Genomic DNA, 16,248 nt, shown 5'->3' on the forward strand with positions numbered 1-16,248 from the left:
GGCCGGCCTACCTATTTGGATTTTTTCTTGTCATTGTTCAGGATGCCATTCACTTCATCCAGAGATCTTTTGATCACCAGCATCTTCTTATTCATCCCAGGCTTTATCATTACCGCCTGGCCGATCTTGTCCTTGATCCCCTGTTTTCTCGCCACCTGTCACACATCCTTTTGAGTAGCTGCCACGTACCCCTGCAGCCACCTTTTTCTTCCATTATATGCTTCAGTCCGGAAACGGTTCGTTCATCAGGGGACCCATCCGCCTTCCCTCACTACGCTTCCTTCTCTGCTCCGGTTTGGCGGCTGATGATCATCTTGTGGATCGGATTCCCAAGACCGGAAAACTTTTCCTCATACTCTGTCATCACATTTCCCCTCATCATGTCCTCTTCTCTGTGCAGATCATAGGTACAGGCATCCAGCGTCCATCCTGCCTCCCGGGCCTGCGTCAACGCAAAGTCAAACAGCCCCCTGTTGTCCGTCTTGAACTCCACGGCTCCATCCCGTTTTAAAATCTGATCATAACGTGCCAGGAACTCTCTGGAGGGAAGTCTCCTCTTGGCATGCCGGTCCTTTGGCCATGGATCGGAAAAGTTCAGGTAAATCTTCCCAACCTCCTCCCGCTCAAAAATCAGAGGCAGGTCCCTGGCATCAATGCAGAGATAACAGAGATTGGGAATTTCCTCCAGGGTCTCCCGTTTCTGCACAGCCCTCAGCAGCACACTGGTGTACCGCTCAATTCCCACATAGTTAATGTCCGGGTGCAATTTTGCCATCTCTGTGATGAATTTTCCCTTTCCCATCCCCACCTCAATGTGTATGGGATTGCTGTTTCCAAAAATCTGCTGCCAGGTCCCTTTCTTTTTTTCCGGCTCGTGTATCACATAGGGACTTTCCGCTATGATCTGGTCTGCACCAGGTATATTTCTAAGACGCATCCTTTTATCTCCTTGTACTTCCTTTTTTGTTACTGTTCACAGTAACATGCATAAATCCATGGAAAATCGCCTGCGGCGTTGGGATTTATGCACTCCTGAATCATTTTCTCACGGTCTGAGCAGTATATGCTCAGACCTGAGTGAACAGTAACCTTTTTTCTACCGGGATTCTATCATAAAACTTTACAGATTACAATTTAGTTATGGCTTTTTTTGAAAAATGGTGTATGATAAATAGTAGCAACAGCAGCAGATAGGAGGATACAAATATGGATATGATTGTAAACCGATTATCTGAGATTGAGCTGGCAGCTTCCAGAATCATGGAGGCCGCTGCCCTTGAAAAAAAGGACCTCGAACAACAGTCTCAGGAAAACATCAAAGCCTTTGATGCAAAGATCGACCAGGAAACCAAAGAAAAGCTGCAGAAATTAAAGGAAAACCTGGATGCTCAGATGGAGCAGGAGCTTTTGCAGCTACGGCGGGATACGGATAAAACAATCCAGACAATTGAATCGGACTATAAGGCCAACCACGAACAGCTGGCCCGGCAGCTCCTTCAAAAAATGATAGAGGGGTAGACTATGGGAAACTTGTTATCCTACAGCGGAACCACCACCAAGATACGGGCCATACGCAGCCGGCTGTTGACGCCGGATAACTACCGGGAGCTGGCTTCCTCCAAAAATGTGACAGAGGCGCTGGCTTACCTGAAAAAGCAGCCCGGATACCGGGACCTGTTCGCCGGTGTGGAGGAGTCCGGTCTGCACAGAAGCGATATTGAGAAGATGCTCACCAATGCCATCTACATTGATTTTCAGAAAATATACCGTTTTGCTCCTGTGGAGCAGCGCAAGTTTTTGGACCTCTACTTTCACAGGTATGAGGTCTCACTTCTGAAAACATGTATGCGGATGGTCTTTGACCACAGGGATATGACCCTGGATCTGCGGATCTTTGAGGCCTTCTTTCAGAGGCACTCGGATATTGACTTAAGAAAGCTGTCCGCAAGCCAGTCGGTGGAGGAATTTGTGGCAAACCTGAAGGGCTCGATCTACTATCCCGCTCTGATGCGGCTGTCCAGTCTCCCAAACCCCACACTCTGGGACTATGAGATGGCCATTGACCTGTTCTATTTTAAATGGTTCTGGAACAATGGGGAGAAAACCCTGAGCAAGGCACAGCTTAAGTACTTCAAGGAAGCCTACGGCACCAAGATGGATCTTCTGAATGTGCGGTGGATTTACCGGTCCAGGCACTATTTTCAGATGACCCCTGCGGATATCTATGCCCATCTGATTCCCGTTCTGTTTCACCTGCGGCGGGAGGAGGTCAAGGCAATGGTGGAAGCACCCGGCAAAGATGATTTTGCTGCTGCCGTAAAACGCACCTACTACGGCCGCCACTATGAGGACTACGACGCGGATACACTGGATGAGACTTACAATGTTATCCGGCAGAATGTACAGCGCAAGGCAACTGCCAAAGATCCTTATTCCGTGGCAACCGTGATTTCTTATCTCTTTGAAAAAGAGCACGAAATCGATAAGCTGACGATTGTCCTGGAGTGCGTCCGCTATGGACTGACGCCCAGTGAAATACTGGAATATATTAAACATTAGACTTAGGAGGTGTGACCGGTGATTGTCAAAATGAAATTTCTAAGCATCACGGGTCCCAAGGCCGACATTGACCGTGTGGTAAATAAATACCTCTCCAAATACGAGATACATTTGGAAAACGCACTGTCGGAGCTTAAGACCGTAAAAAACTTAAGACCTTATATTGAAATCAATCCCTACCGGGAATGGCTCTCTAAGGCCAATGAGTTTGCTGAACTTTTAAAAGATGACACCGATGTCCCCACAGAGGACATCACATTAGAGGAATCCATTGATGCCTTAAAGAATCTGGACAGCAGGATGGAAGCAATCCGCAAAAGGCGTTCAGAGCTTGAGGCCCACAGGGAGGAGCTATACACTTCCCTGCACAACATCGAGCCGTTTCTGGATTTTGACTACGATATCCACAGCGTGCTCCGTTTTAAGTATATCCGATACCGATTCGGCAAGATCGCCAAGGATTACTACGAGAAGCTGGAAAAATATGTGTACGAAAACCTGGATACCGTATTTTTCAAATGCCACAGCGACGACCAGTATATCTGGGGCGTCTACTTTGCTCCCGCGGGGCAGACCACCAAGTTGGACGCAGTTTACTCGTCCCTGCACTTTGAACGCGTGTACCTGCCGGATGAGTATGACGGAACTCCTAAGGAGGCCTATGACAAGCTGAACGCAGTGATCAGTGACTACACTGCTAAGATTGCAGAGTGCCAGAAAGAGATCCTGACCATCCTGTCAGATGAGAAGGCTGTTATCCTCTCTGCCAGGGAAAAGCTGGCCTCCCTGTCCACGAACTTTGACGTGCGGAAGCTGGCTGCCTGTACCAAGGAAAAGCCAAAGGTCTTTTACATCCTGTGTGGATGGATGTCCGAGGCGGATGCCAGGGCCTTTGAACAGGATATTTCCAATGACAGCAATCTCTACTGTATTATAGAGGATGACCACAATAATCTGCTGAATCCTCCGCCCACCAAGCTGAAGAATCCCAGGCTGATACGGCCCTTTGAGATGTTTGTGCGGATGTACGGCCTCCCCTCATACAATGAGCTAGACCCCACACCCTTTGTGGCCCTGACATACGCCTTTATCTTTGGAGCTATGTTTGGGGATGTGGGCCAGGGACTCTGCCTGGTACTGGGCGGCGCCCTGCTGTATAAGTTTAAAAAGCTGGATCTGGCTGCCATTATCAGCTGTGCCGGCGTATTCTCCGCCATCTTTGGTTTCCTGTTTGGAAGCTTCTTTGGCTTTGAGGATGTGCTGCCGGCCCTGTGGCTGCGGCCTACGGAGAGCATGACCACGCTGCCCTTTATCGGAAAACTGAACACGGTCTTTGTGGTTGCAATCGCGTTCGGTATGTTCCTGATCCTCATGACCATGATCTTCCACATCATAAATGCCGTCAAGGCCAAAGATGCTGAAAATACCTGGTTTGACACAAACGGCCTGGCCGGCTTTGTGTTCTACACAGCCGTGGTGGCTGTGGTTGCCCTGTTTATGACCGGCCATGCGCTGCCCGCGGGGATCGTTCTGGCAATTATGTTCCTTCTTCCCCTGCTCCTGATTGCTTTAAAAGAGCCTCTCACCAGGCTTGTGGAGCACAAGGCAGAGCTTCTGCCCGGTGGAAAGGGGATGTTCATTGTCCAGACCGTGTTTGAGATGTTCGAGGTACTCCTCAGCTACTTCTCCAACACCCTCTCCTTTGTGCGTATCGGCGCCTTTGCGGTGAGCCATGCTGCCATGATGCAGGTGGTCCTGATGCTGGCCGGCGCAGAGAACGGGGGCTCCCCCAACTGGTTTGTCATTATCCTGGGAAATATCTTTGTCTGCGGCATGGAGGGACTGATCGTAGGCATTCAGGTACTGCGTCTGGAATATTATGAAATGTTCAGCCGTTTCTATAAAGGCGGCGGACGCGAGTTTAAATCCTTTACCAAAAGAAATGCAAAAGCATAACAGAATAAATCTTATTTATTGAAACAGGAGGAAATCTTATGTCAACTTTAGTCTCAATCACATTAGTCATCGCACTGGTACTCAGCATTATTGTTCCATTTGGAGCCTATTTGATCGGCGAGCGCAACAGGGGCCGTTACAAAACCTCCCTTGCTGTAAACTGCTTTTTCTTCTTTGGTACACTGATCCTGGCCAACATCCTGGCCTTCACCAGCGATTCCACTGCCCTGGCAGCCGCATCCGCTTCTGCCGAAGGCGTCTCCGATCTGTCTGTGGGTATGGGGTATCTGGCCGCAGCACTTGTAACCGGATTGTCCTGTATCGGCGGCGGTATTGCAGTTGCCAGTGCTGCAAGCGCTGCTCTTGGAGCCATCAGCGAGGACCAGAGTATTCTGGGTAAATCACTGATTTTCGTAGGTCTTGCGGAAGGTGTTGCCCTTTACGGACTGATCATCTCCTTCATGATCTTAGGTAAACTGGGCTGATGAAGCTGTATCTCATCAGTGATAATGTGGACACCTACACGGGAATGAGACTGGCCGGCGTGGAGGGCTGCGTGGTCCATGAAAAAAATGAGCTCCGGGAAGCCCTGGAGCGGACCATAGCAGACAAGAGCATCGGTATCATCCTTCTGACAGAAAAGTTTGGGAGAGAATTTCCAGACTTGGTGGATGATGTGAAGCTGAACCGAAAGCTCCCGCTGATTATTGAGATCCCGGATAGGCACGGCACAGGACGTAGACCGGACTTTATCACTTCTTACGTCAATGAAGCCATCGGAATAAAATTGTAAAGAAGGTGAAAAGCTTGACAACTGAGGAAAAATTAGAGCATTTCCAGGAAGCCTCCCTGCAGCGCGCCAAGGAGGACAGCATAGGCATGATCTCCGAGTATAAATCCTCCCTCAAAAAGCTGGAGGATGAGCACATCGCTGACAAAAAGCGCCAGGCAGACCTGCAGCTTCGGACAGAGGCCATCAGCCTGAAGCGGGCCAAGAACATGACACTGTCTAAAGAGAGGCTGGAGATCAAACGCCATATCATAAAGAAACACAATGAGTTAAAAGAGAAGCTTTTTGCAGAGGTGAAAATCAAGCTGGAGGAGTATATGGACACCCCCGCGTATCAGGACCTCCTGGTACGCCAGATCAGGGATATCCTGAAATTTGCCGGGAATGATAAGGTTACCATCTATATCGACCCTGCGGACTCCTCCAAGCTGCCCAGCTTGAGCGCAGCCGTCAACACCACCCTCACGCTCTCCCAGTATTCATTCATGGGCGGCACAAGAGCCGTTGTGGAAAACCGCCACATCCTGATTGACAACTCCTTTGCCACAAAACTTGAGGAGGAGAAGGCGGCATTTACGTTTGACGGAGGTATCAGCCATGAATAAGACCGGAATTATCTATGGAATCAACGGCCCTGTCATCTACCTGAAGGGCAATACGGGGTTCCAGATGTCAGAGATGGTGTATGTGGGCAGAGAGCGCCTGGTGGGAGAAGTCATTGCACTTGACAGGGACACTACCACCATCCAGGTGTTTGAGGAGACCACAGGCTTAAAACCCGGTGAGACCGTGGAGGCCACAGGAGATGCCATCTCAGTGATCTTAGGCCCCGGGATTCTAAACAATATTTTTGACGGAATCGAGCGGCCCTTGAGTGAGATCGCCAGATCCACAGGAAAATATATCGGGCGCGGTGTGAGCGTGGACTCCCTGGATACCTCCAAAAAGTGGGAGGTGCACATGACCGTGAAGAAAGGGGATGAGGTGAGCGCAGGAACCATCATTGCCGAGACGCAGGAAACCCCTGCCATACTTCACAAGTCCATGATTCCCCCAAAGCTTTCCGGCCGCGTGGTGGATGTGGTGCCGGATGGCTCTTACACCATCACGGAACCTCTGGTAACCATTCAGCTGGAAAACGGAAATGAAGAAAAAATCTGCCTGGCCCAGAAATGGCCCATCCGTATTCCCAGGCCCGCATCTGCCCGCTACGCAGCCAACCAGCCTCTGATAACCGGCCAGCGTATCCTGGATACCCTGTTTCCCATAGCCAAGGGAGGCACAGCCGCCGTCCCCGGAGGCTTTGGAACTGGTAAGACCATGACCCAGCACCAGATCGCCAAGTGGTCCAATGCGGATATCATTATTTATATCGGCTGCGGAGAACGCGGTAACGAGATGACACAGGTATTGGAAGAGTTTTCAGAGCTGGTGGACCCCAGATCGGGAAACCCGCTGATGGACCGGACCACCCTGATTGCCAACACCTCCAACATGCCGGTGGCTGCCCGTGAGGCATCCATCTACACAGGAATCACTCTGGCAGAGTACTACCGGGATATGGGGTACGATGTGGCCATCATGGCGGACTCCACCTCCCGCTGGGCGGAGGCCCTGCGCGAACTCAGCGGCCGTCTGGAGGAGATGCCCGCTGAGGAGGGCTTTCCCGCCTACCTGGCATCCCGGCTTTCCGCCTTCTATGAGCGCTCCGGCCTGATGCAGAACTTAAACGGAACAGAGGGCAGTGTATCCATCATCGGAGCTGTCTCCCCCCAGGGTGGAGATTTCTCCGAGCCGGTTACCCAGAACACCAAGCGTTTCGTGCGCTGCTTCTGGGGTCTGGACAAATCCCTGGCCTACGCAAGGCATTTCCCGGCCATCCACTGGCTCACCAGCTACAGCGAGTATCTCAATGATCTGGCCCCCTGGTACCGGGACAACGTGGACCCCAACTTTGTGGATTACCGCAATCAGATCATGGCCATCTTAAACCAGGAGAGCAGTCTGATGGAGATCGTAAAGCTCATCGGAAGCGATGTGCTCCCGGATGACCAGAAGCTGACCCTGGAGATCGCCCGCGTGGTCCGACTGGGCTTCCTGCAGCAGAATGCCTTCCACCCGGAGGACACCTGTGTGCCCATGAAAAAACAGTTCCTGATGATGGATATCATTCTCTACCTGTACCAGAAGTCCAAGATCCTGGTGACCATGGGAATGCCCATGTCCATCTTAAAAGAGAGCGATATCTTTGATAGGATTATCGCCATCAAATATGATGTGCCCAACGGTGAGCCGGAAAAATTCGCTCAGTACAAAGCCGCTGTGGATGCGTTCTATGACGAAGTATTAGCAAAAAATGCGTAGGGAGGTTAGCATATGTCAATCGAATATTTAGGACTCAGTCAGATCAATGGCCCCCTGGTCGTATTGGAAGGTGTCTCAAATGCTTCCTTTGAAGAGATCGTTGAAATCACGGTTAACGGCACAGAAAAAAAGCTGGGACGTATCGTAGAGCTGTATGAGGACAAAGCCGTTATACAGGTGTTTGAGGGGAATGAGGGAATGTCCCTGAAAAACACCCACACAAAGCTGACCGGCCGCCCCATGGAGATTTCCCTCTCCACAGAGATCCTGGGACGCACCTTCAACGGAATCGGCCAGCCCATTGACGGGTTGGGGGAAATTGCCTCAGATGTGCGCCTGAACATCAACGGCCTCCCCCTGAATCCGGTAACCAGGGAGTATCCCAGAAACTATATCCGAACCGGTATCTCAGCCATTGACGGGCTTACCACCCTGATCCGAGGGCAGAAGCTTCCTATCTTTTCCGGAAACGGCCTGCCCCACGACCGGCTGGCAGCCCAGATCGTAAAACAGGCGTCCCTGGGGGAGAATTCCGATGAGGAGTTTGCCATCGTGTTTGCAGCCATGGGCGTAAAGTACGACGTGGCTGAGTTTTTCCGCAAGACCTTTGAGGAGAGCGGTGTATCCGACCATGTGGTCATGTATCTGAACCTGGCCAATGACCCTGTGGTCGAGCGTCTGATCACCCCCAAGGTGGCCCTGACCGCCGCCGAGTACCTGGCCTTTGAGAAGGGAATGCACATCCTGGTCATCTTAACGGATATGACCTCCTTTGCGGAGGCCATGCGCGAGGTCTCCTCCTCCAAGGGCGAGATCCCCAGCCGTAAGGGGTTTCCGGGATACTTGTACAGCGAGCTGGCCACCATCTACGAGCGCGCCGGGATCGTACAGGGCATCAATGGATCTGTGACCCAGATTCCTATCCTGACCATGCCCAATGACGATATCACCCATCCTATCCCGGACCTGACCGGGTATATCACAGAGGGGCAGATCGTGCTGGACCGCCAGATGCACGGCCAGGCCATCTACCCGCCCATCAATGTACTGCCTTCCCTCTCCCGTCTGATGAAGGACGGTATCGGAGAGGGGTATACCAGGGAGGACCACCAGTCCATTGCCAACCAGCTCTTCTCCTGCTACGCTAAAGTGGGGGATGCCAGAGCCCTGGCCTCTGTAATCGGCGAGGATGAGCTCTCTCCTCTGGATAAAAAGTACCTGGAGTTCGGCAAAGCCTTTGAGACACAGTTCGTAGGACAGGGGGAGGAGGAGAACCGGACCATTATCGAGACACTGGATAAGGGCTGGGAGCTTCTGGGCATGCTGCCCAGGGAGGAGCTGGACCGTATTGACACAAAGATACTGGATAAATACTACAAACCCGAAGCTGATTCCGAGGTGATTTCATGAATCCAAATACCTTTCCCACAAAAGGTAACCTGATTTTAGCGAAAAATTCTCTGGCTCTGGCCAAACAGGGCTTTGAGCTCATGGACAAAAAGCGGAATATCCTGATCCGTGAAATGATGGGCCTGATCGATAAGGCACAGGCCATCCAGTCAGAGATCGACGTAACCTTCCGCACCGCCTACGCGGCCCTGCAGAGAGCCAATATCGAGTTGGGCATCAGTCTGGTGGAGGAGATCTCCTTCTCCGTGCCGGTGGAAAACTCCATCCGTATCAAGACCAGGAGCATTATGGGTACAGAAATACCTCTGGTGGAGTATGACTCCTCACCCAGCGCTCCCACCTACGCCTACTACAGCACCAAGCAGTCTCTGGATGAGGCAAAGGTGGCGTTTGAGCGGGTAAAGGATTTGACCATCCGGCTCTCTATGATAGAGAACTCCGCCTACCGTCTGGCAATCAACATCAAGAAGACTCAGAAGCGGGCCAATGCCCTGAAAAACATCACCATTCCCACCTACACAGAGCTCTCCAAGAGTATACAGAATGCCCTGGAGGAAAAGGAGCGTGAGGAGTTCACCAGGCTGAAGGTGATCAAACGTATGCAGACAAAAGCGTGATTCCAAAAGCCCTTTGAATTGACAATTTATCCCAATATGTTAAGAGATTTTACAAAACCCGCATTTATGAAATCCTTCTAAAATGCGGGTTTTCTATTGACTTTTTCCCACTAATCATGTAGTATTTAATGGAGATGTAATAATTTCGTAATTATTTCTTCACGGTTACAGCATGTTATAACAGATTAGATTAGTAAGGAGTGTTTCATGAAAAAGAGAGTATTGGTCGTTCTTACCCTTGTGGGAATGCTCACGGTTCTGGCTCCAAACCTGAACGCGGATGCAGCATGGAAAAGCGATTCCAATGGCAGGTACTACACAGCGCACACCTCCAAAGGTTATCTGACAGGATGGAAAAAGATCGGTAAATATAAGTACTATTTTGAAAAAGACGGTTACGCGGCCACAGGCTGGAGGTATATCCAGCAGCACTGGTATTACTTTGATGTAAAGGGCCGTATGCTGACAAATATCTGGGTGGATGGATCTTTTTTAACCTCCTCCGGAAAGATGGCAACCAACACCGTGATTGACGGCATCCGCGTGGATGCAAACGGCAACCGTGTCGTCACTCCCCCGGAGGATACTTCCGACACGGAGGGGACCGGCGGCACTACCCCCGAAAAAGTAGAGCGCAAAAACTGCTGGGTGGAGGAAAACGGCAGTAAATACTACTATGATTACAGAGGCAAACTGGCCAAAGGATTTTTGACCATCAAAAACACTACATATTACATGGACCCTGAGACTGGGGCTATGCAGACAGGCATTCTCAAGATTAACAAAAAGTATTACGCCTTTGACACCACCACCGGCATCCAGAAAAAGGGCTGGGTAACTTACCGGGGAAAAACCTACTACTTTAGCTCCAAGACTAAAGCGGCCCTCAAAGGCTGGCAGAAGATACGCAAAAAGTATTACTACTTTAACACCAAAGGGATTCTGCAGAGAAATGCCTGGGTGGTGAACAAGAAGTATTATGTGGATGCCAACGGTCAGCGCACCTACGGCTGGCTGACCCAGGGCAAATACCGCTATTACTTAAACCCCAAGACAGGGGTCAAGACCACTGGCCGAAAAAAGATCGGCAAATACTATTACTTCTTTAACCGGGTGGGACGGATGGTCACCGACAAGTGGATGAACGGAAAATACTACCGAACCAACGGCCGGATGGCCCGGAACATGTGGGTGGGCGGTAAGTACGTCAACGGTTCCGGCGTTGTGGCAAAGACCCGTTCCACAGGCTTCAACACAGAGAACGGCAAAACCTACTACCTGAATGAGAATTTCGAGACTGTGAAAAACGGATGGTATCAGATCAGCAGCAAGTGGTACTACTTTGACGCGGAGGGTGTGCTCCAGAAAAATACCTGGATTGAGGGTTCCTATTATGTAAATGCAAAGGGTGTGCGTATAGCCAACAAAATGTACACCGTCGGCAATGACACGTATCTCTTCCTGGCTGACGGCAAGATCGCAAAGGGTGTTACCGTTTTTAAGAACAAGACCTACTATTTAGATTCCGATACCGGAATCCGCAAAACAGGTTTCCAGCTGGTCAACGGCATCAATTATTACTTTGATCCCAAAGACAGAGGCGCTATGTCGGCTGACAAGACCCTGATTATTGATGGAATCACCTATGTGTTTGACAAAACAGGAGCCTCCACCTATGATGCATCGGAGTCGGCTAAGGGGAGGGCGATTGCGGAGTATGCGCAGAAATTTGTCGGATATCCCTACGTATATGGCGGCGACCAGGATCTGACAAAGGGTGTGGACTGTTCCGGGTTTACTATGCTTGTATTCCGATATTTTGGAATCAATATCCCGCGCGTTGCAGCGGCACAGGCATTGGGAACCTCTGCTTACGGCGGCCCCTTTGCACCAGCTAAATTTCTCTCTGAGGAAGAGCTTCAGCCGGGGGATATTATCTGTTACTACAGCCCTGTATCCCATGTGGGTATCTATATAGGAAACGGCAAAATTGTACATGCATCCAACAGTGCGCCCTATCCCCAGGGCGGAATCAAAATTTCTAATTACAATTACGCAAAAATTACAAAAATAGTTCGTTATTGGTAAAAACACAGCGGTTCCCATTACAAGGGAGCCGCTCTTTTTATGCAGTTCTTGACTTTTCCTTATCTTTCCTGTAGTATTTGTTTAAAGGCACTGTAACAATTATGTAATTTATAGATTCAACGTAACTGTAAAAGTCCTGAACAGCTGCGTATCATCAGAAATTGAATGAGGGATTCTTTATGAAAAAAACCAGATTCGCCGGATTGGTTTTGGCAGGGACTCTATGCGCGTTTGCCCCCTGTCTGCAGTCCAATGCGGCATGGACCAGTGGCTCCATGTTGGCCCCCAATATGGCCAGTACAGCCGCTTACATAGCCTACAGAACGGTTAACACCCCCAGGGCCGGCGCTCCGGAAGACGAAGCGGCAGACAGCAGCCCTGACATCCCCGAAACGCCTCCCGTGCGCAAAAACTGCTGGGTGGAGGAAAACGGCAGCAGATATTACTACGACAAAAAGGGAGAACCAGTGAAAGGCCTGTTGACCATTGACAACGCCACCTACTACATGGACCCTGCCACAGGAGCCATGCGCACCGGTATCTTCCGTATACAGAAAAGGTATTATGCCTTTGACACAGTTACGGGAAAGCAGAAGAAGGGCTGGGTGACCTACCGCGGTAAGACATACTACTTTCACGCTAAGACAAAAGCCGCTCTCACCGGATGGCAGCGCATACGCAGAAAATATTATTTCTTTAACACAAAGGGCGTGCTCCAAAAAAACTGTTGGGTGAGCTCTAAGAGATACTATGTAAATGAAAGCGGGCAGCGAACCTACGGCTGGCTGTCACAGGGAAAATACCGCTATTACCTGCATCCCAAGACTGGAATCAAGACAACCGGCTTCAAAAAAATAGGAAGCTCCTACTACTTCTTCAATCGCGTGGGAAGAATGGTCACGGACAAATGGCTGGCAGGACGCTACTACCGCCCCAACGGCAAGATGGCTCGTAAGATGTGGGTAGGTTCCAAATATGTGAACAGCTCTGGTTATGTGACTAAGACCCGTTCCTCCGGATTCCAGACCCGGAGCGGAAAGACTTACTACATAGATGACAATTACGAGACCGTCAAGAACGGCTGGTTTCAGATAAACGGAGAGTGGTATTATTTTAACAAGAAAGGCGTACTGCAAAAAAGCACCTGGATCGGGAATATGTATGTGGATGCCAAAGGCATCCGGATCGCAGACACCTTCTATAAGATTGCCAATGACTACTACCTCTTTTTAGCTGACGCAACGCTGGCAAAGGGTGTGACCGTATACAACGGCAGAACCTACTATCTGGACCCTGACACCGGAATACGCAGAACCGGTTTTCTCTTGGTAAATGGCGTAAACTATTACTTTGATCCCTCGGACAATGGAGCGATGTCTGCTGACAAAACCTTGATTATCGATGGAATCACCTATGTCTTTGACAAGACAGGGGCCTCCACCTCCGATGCCTCGGAATCCGCCAGGGGACGGGCCATTGCGGAGTACGCAAAACAGTTCGAGAAATATCCCTACAAATACGGCGGAGCCGAGGACTTAACCAAAGGGGTGGACTGTTCCGGCTTCACCATGCTAGTGTTTCGCTACTTCGGCCTGAACATCCCCCGTAACTCTCAGGGCCAGGCGAAGGGCACCTCCATTCACGGAGGAGGGCCATTCGCACCAGCTAAGTTCGTATCCGAGGCGGAGATGCTGCCGGGCGATATCATCTGTTATGAGAACGACTTCTCACATGTGGGAATCTACATCGGGGACGGCAAAGTTGTCCACGCGTCAAACAGCGCACCCTGGCCACAGGGCGGCATCAAGATTTCAGGCTATAAGTTTGCAAAGGTAACAAAGATCGTACGGTATTGGTGAGCAGCCAGGAGGCCAGCCCCCGGCAGTCTGCCAGGATACCGATGCCTCAATAAAGGATCTCCGTTCTCCGGGCGGAGGTCCTTTTTTCTCACTATTTTTATCCCCCTTCTCAAAGGCCGTTAAAAGCCCATTTTACTGTTTTTCACCCTTCCAGGTAATTTTCCCCACTTGTCCGTATTTCCCGCTTATTTGGGCAATTAAAATACGCCTCAGCGTATTTGCAGCAAAGCACACGTCACCTACAGGATGCCTCAGGTGTGCTGCGCACGGCACAAATCATCTGCGCGCTTCTGCATCCGCCGCAGACTGCTATTCTGCCATTCTTCCCCCTCTCCACCCCCATTCTTCTCCCTGCATTCACAATCCTTTCCCAATTATCTGAAAATACCAGAATTTTCACCCGCCAAATTCTCATATTTTGACGATTAAAATGTCAACATTTTTTTGAAACTTTTTGCGGTATTTTAACGATTTATCATATCTACACAAAACACCCGTTCTCAAAAAAACCTATGTAAACCAGTTAGAAACACACAAAAAATGTGGATAATGTGGATAACTCAGTGTATAACTACATTTCGCCCCTTTTTTCCAGTTTTTTAATGTGGATAAATCGTCGACTTCCATCGGCTGCATTGTACCCATTTGTGTACATATCCGGTTTTTTTGTGCAAATTGCACACGGCCTAAAATGTTAAAGGAATTTTTAACTCTGTAACATGTTTGTAAATTTTATCTATATACCCTATTTGTCTTACAAATCTGAATTATGGAACACCTCGCCGGATACTCTTTATACAACGGAAAAAGAGGCCTACCAAAAGGTAAACCTCTTTTTCACTGTCCCTTATTAATCTATATAACTCCTTGCGCAAGTCGGTGTGCGGTATCCAATATCAGATACAATAATACCTGATGTGGAATTGCTGGCATGTACCACCTGTCCATTCCCAATGTACATAGTAACATGTCCAATACCGTAATCTCCGCTTCCGCTGTAGAACAACAGGTCGCCCGGCTGAATACTGCCGAGATCCACTGCGCGTCCGCTTACTGACTGGGCGCCCGCTGTACGCGGGATGCCGATTCCAAAATTCGCCATTACTGACTGAGTAAATCCTGAACAGTCCGCACCGTTTGTCAGGCTGGTTCCGCCGTATACATAAGCGTTACCTACAAACTGCAGTGCAAAGTTTACAATACTCTGCCTTGTGCTGGATGTACCTGAGGTGTCCACGGTGGTGGTGCTGTCATTGGAAGAATTGTCCTGTGTGCTGTCCTGTGAATTATCCTGTGAGCTTTGCTGCTGCTGTTGCTGCTGAGCCTCAGCTTGTGCCTGCGCCTGCGCTGCCGCCTCGGCCTCTGCCTGTGCCTGCTGTGCTGCCTGAGCCGCTGCATCGGCCTCTGCCTGTGCCTGCTCGGACCACTGCTGGTTGGCCTGCTCCTGTGCCTGCTGTGCTGCCTGGGCCGCTGCCTCTGCCTGAGCCTTCTTCTGCGCCGCTAAATCGGCTTCCGCCTGTGCCTGAGCCTGAGCCTCCGCTTTGGCCTGTGCTTCCGCCTCCGCTGCCGCCTGTGCCTGCTCTGCCATCACAGATGCATAAGCCGCCTCGTCTGCCGCTGCAACTGCCGCCTGGGCAACGGCCTGGATATCGTAATCCAGCTGCTGCTCAGATGCCAGCATCTTGGCCTCTGCCGCTGCTGCGGACGCTTCAAAGGCTGCATAGGCTGCCTCATCCGCAGATGCACTGTTCATAGCCTCAATTGCTGCATTTAACATGTCCTTTGCCCTCTGGGCTGCATCTTCCACTGCATCTGCCCTCAGCTCGGACTTCTCAATAGATTCCGCTTCCACAAACTCTGTCTTACATTCCACATAGTCCTTGGAAACATATCCCTGAACATCATCATCAACCGCTACCTTCACCCAGTCACCTTCGTCTGAAATCACCTCAAGATTCTCGGAATCTCCAACCATGGTCAAGACGTCTGCCTTCTCATTCGCCTTTGACCGGACCATCAGGGTGGTAGTGTTTACGGTAGCTACCTCTGTTCCCACTTCCTTCGCAAGCTTCTGCGCCTTGTTTCCGGTAGCAAAGAACTCGGCCTTTACGTATCCCGTCACGTCGCCGGACTTAATCAAATACCAGTCTCCCTCCTGGCCTAAGATATCGGCTCCGGCATTGTTATAGAGTTTACCGATCACAGCGCCCTCTTGACTTGCCGCGTCACGGATATTTACATATTCATCTACCTGGGCAATGGCGATGGTTTCATAACCAGTGGCCGGAACCTGAACGGTACCGCCTGCGGCTTCCTTCTTAGCCACCTGCTCCTGGACTTTTGCTTCCAGGCCAGCCAATGGTATGTCAAACCCAGCTGCCATTGAAAGAATCCCACTGCCGGCAAATGTCATGGTCCCTGCCAGACAACATGCCGTAATCTTCAAAACTCCTCTTTTCATTATTATACTCAACCTCCGTGTGTACTGCCTAAATACATTTATTACAAAAGTATTAAATTTATTACACGGATATCATAACAAATATTACGAGTTTTGTCAACCATCATAATAAGTTTTTTTCTTTTTGTAAAACCTAATTAATAA

15 protein-coding genes are annotated in these 16,248 nt (G+C 50.1%); 11 read left to right on the plus strand and 4 right to left on the minus strand.

Going from position 1 to position 16,248, the window contains the following annotated elements; all coding sequences use genetic code 11:
- Nucleotides 1-11: 11 nt before the first annotated feature.
- Entirely contained in the window at nt 12-155 is a 144-nt protein-coding gene (locus AC0THY_RS02160) for a hypothetical protein (RefSeq protein ID WP_489992828.1), read from the minus strand.
- A gap of 116 nt (nt 156-271) precedes the next feature.
- Entirely contained in the window at nt 272-937 is a 666-nt protein-coding gene (trmB, locus tag AC0THY_RS02165) for a tRNA (guanosine(46)-N7)-methyltransferase TrmB (RefSeq protein ID WP_489992829.1), read from the minus strand.
- A gap of 269 nt (nt 938-1,206) precedes the next feature.
- Here trmB and AC0THY_RS02170 point away from each other — a divergent pair, with 269 nt between their 5' ends.
- The 11 genes from AC0THY_RS02170 to AC0THY_RS02220 all read left to right on the plus strand — a co-directional run bounded on the left by AC0THY_RS02170 (nt 1,207) and on the right by AC0THY_RS02220 (nt 13,643).
- Nucleotides 1,207-1,518 (plus strand): hypothetical protein, encoded by a 312-nt coding sequence (locus AC0THY_RS02170; RefSeq protein ID WP_489992830.1) that lies wholly within the window; start codon nt 1,207-1,209, stop codon nt 1,516-1,518.
- A 3-nt stretch (nt 1,519-1,521) separates the two neighbouring features.
- On the plus strand, nt 1,522-2,559 hold the full coding sequence (locus tag AC0THY_RS02175; protein WP_489992831.1) for a V0D/AC39 family V-type ATPase subunit: 1,038 nt from the start codon (nt 1,522-1,524) through the stop codon (nt 2,557-2,559).
- 18 nt (nt 2,560-2,577) lie between these two features.
- A complete protein-coding gene (locus AC0THY_RS02180; protein ID WP_489992832.1) occupies nt 2,578-4,515 on the plus strand; it encodes a V-type ATP synthase subunit I in 1,938 nt (645 codons plus the stop codon).
- Between the two features lie 38 nt (nt 4,516-4,553).
- Nucleotides 4,554-5,000, plus strand: coding sequence for an ATP synthase subunit C (locus AC0THY_RS02185; protein WP_489992833.1), 447 nt, complete (start codon nt 4,554-4,556; stop codon nt 4,998-5,000).
- Nucleotides 5,000-5,308 (plus strand): V-type ATP synthase subunit F, encoded by a 309-nt coding sequence (locus tag AC0THY_RS02190; protein WP_489992834.1) that lies wholly within the window; start codon nt 5,000-5,002, stop codon nt 5,306-5,308. The genes AC0THY_RS02185 and AC0THY_RS02190 overlap by 1 nt, the downstream gene beginning before the upstream one ends.
- Before the next feature lie 14 nt (nt 5,309-5,322).
- Complete coding sequence (locus AC0THY_RS02195; protein ID WP_489992835.1) at nt 5,323-5,910, plus strand: V-type ATP synthase subunit E; 588 nt, start codon at nt 5,323-5,325, stop codon at nt 5,908-5,910.
- Nucleotides 5,903-7,669 (plus strand): V-type ATP synthase subunit A, encoded by a 1,767-nt coding sequence (locus tag AC0THY_RS02200; protein WP_489992836.1) that lies wholly within the window; start codon nt 5,903-5,905, stop codon nt 7,667-7,669. Before AC0THY_RS02195 ends, AC0THY_RS02200 begins: the two co-directional genes overlap by 8 nt.
- 12 nt (nt 7,670-7,681) lie before the next feature.
- Nucleotides 7,682-9,079 (plus strand): V-type ATP synthase subunit B, encoded by a 1,398-nt coding sequence (locus AC0THY_RS02205; protein WP_489992837.1) that lies wholly within the window; start codon nt 7,682-7,684, stop codon nt 9,077-9,079.
- Entirely contained in the window at nt 9,076-9,696 is a 621-nt protein-coding gene (locus AC0THY_RS02210; protein WP_489992838.1) for a V-type ATP synthase subunit D, read from the plus strand. The genes AC0THY_RS02205 and AC0THY_RS02210 overlap by 4 nt, the downstream gene beginning before the upstream one ends.
- Before the next feature lie 207 nt (nt 9,697-9,903).
- Nucleotides 9,904-11,784 (plus strand): C40 family peptidase, encoded by a 1,881-nt coding sequence (locus AC0THY_RS02215; RefSeq protein ID WP_489992839.1) that lies wholly within the window; start codon nt 9,904-9,906, stop codon nt 11,782-11,784.
- Nucleotides 11,785-11,963: 179 nt separating this feature from the next.
- Entirely contained in the window at nt 11,964-13,643 is a 1,680-nt protein-coding gene (locus tag AC0THY_RS02220) for a C40 family peptidase (RefSeq protein ID WP_489992840.1), read from the plus strand.
- 235 nt (nt 13,644-13,878) lie between these two features.
- Here AC0THY_RS02220 and AC0THY_RS02225 read toward each other — a convergent pair whose 3' ends face one another.
- A complete protein-coding gene (locus AC0THY_RS02225) occupies nt 13,879-14,043 on the minus strand; it encodes a hypothetical protein (protein ID WP_489992841.1) in 165 nt (54 codons plus the stop codon).
- 450 nt (nt 14,044-14,493) lie between these two features.
- Nucleotides 14,494-16,104, minus strand: a complete 1,611-nt coding sequence (locus AC0THY_RS02230) for a C40 family peptidase (protein WP_489992842.1) — start codon at nt 16,102-16,104, stop codon at nt 14,494-14,496.
- Nucleotides 16,105-16,248: the final 144 nt, after the last annotated feature.

Source organism: Ruminococcus sp. 8Y-12, assembly GCF_058119865.1.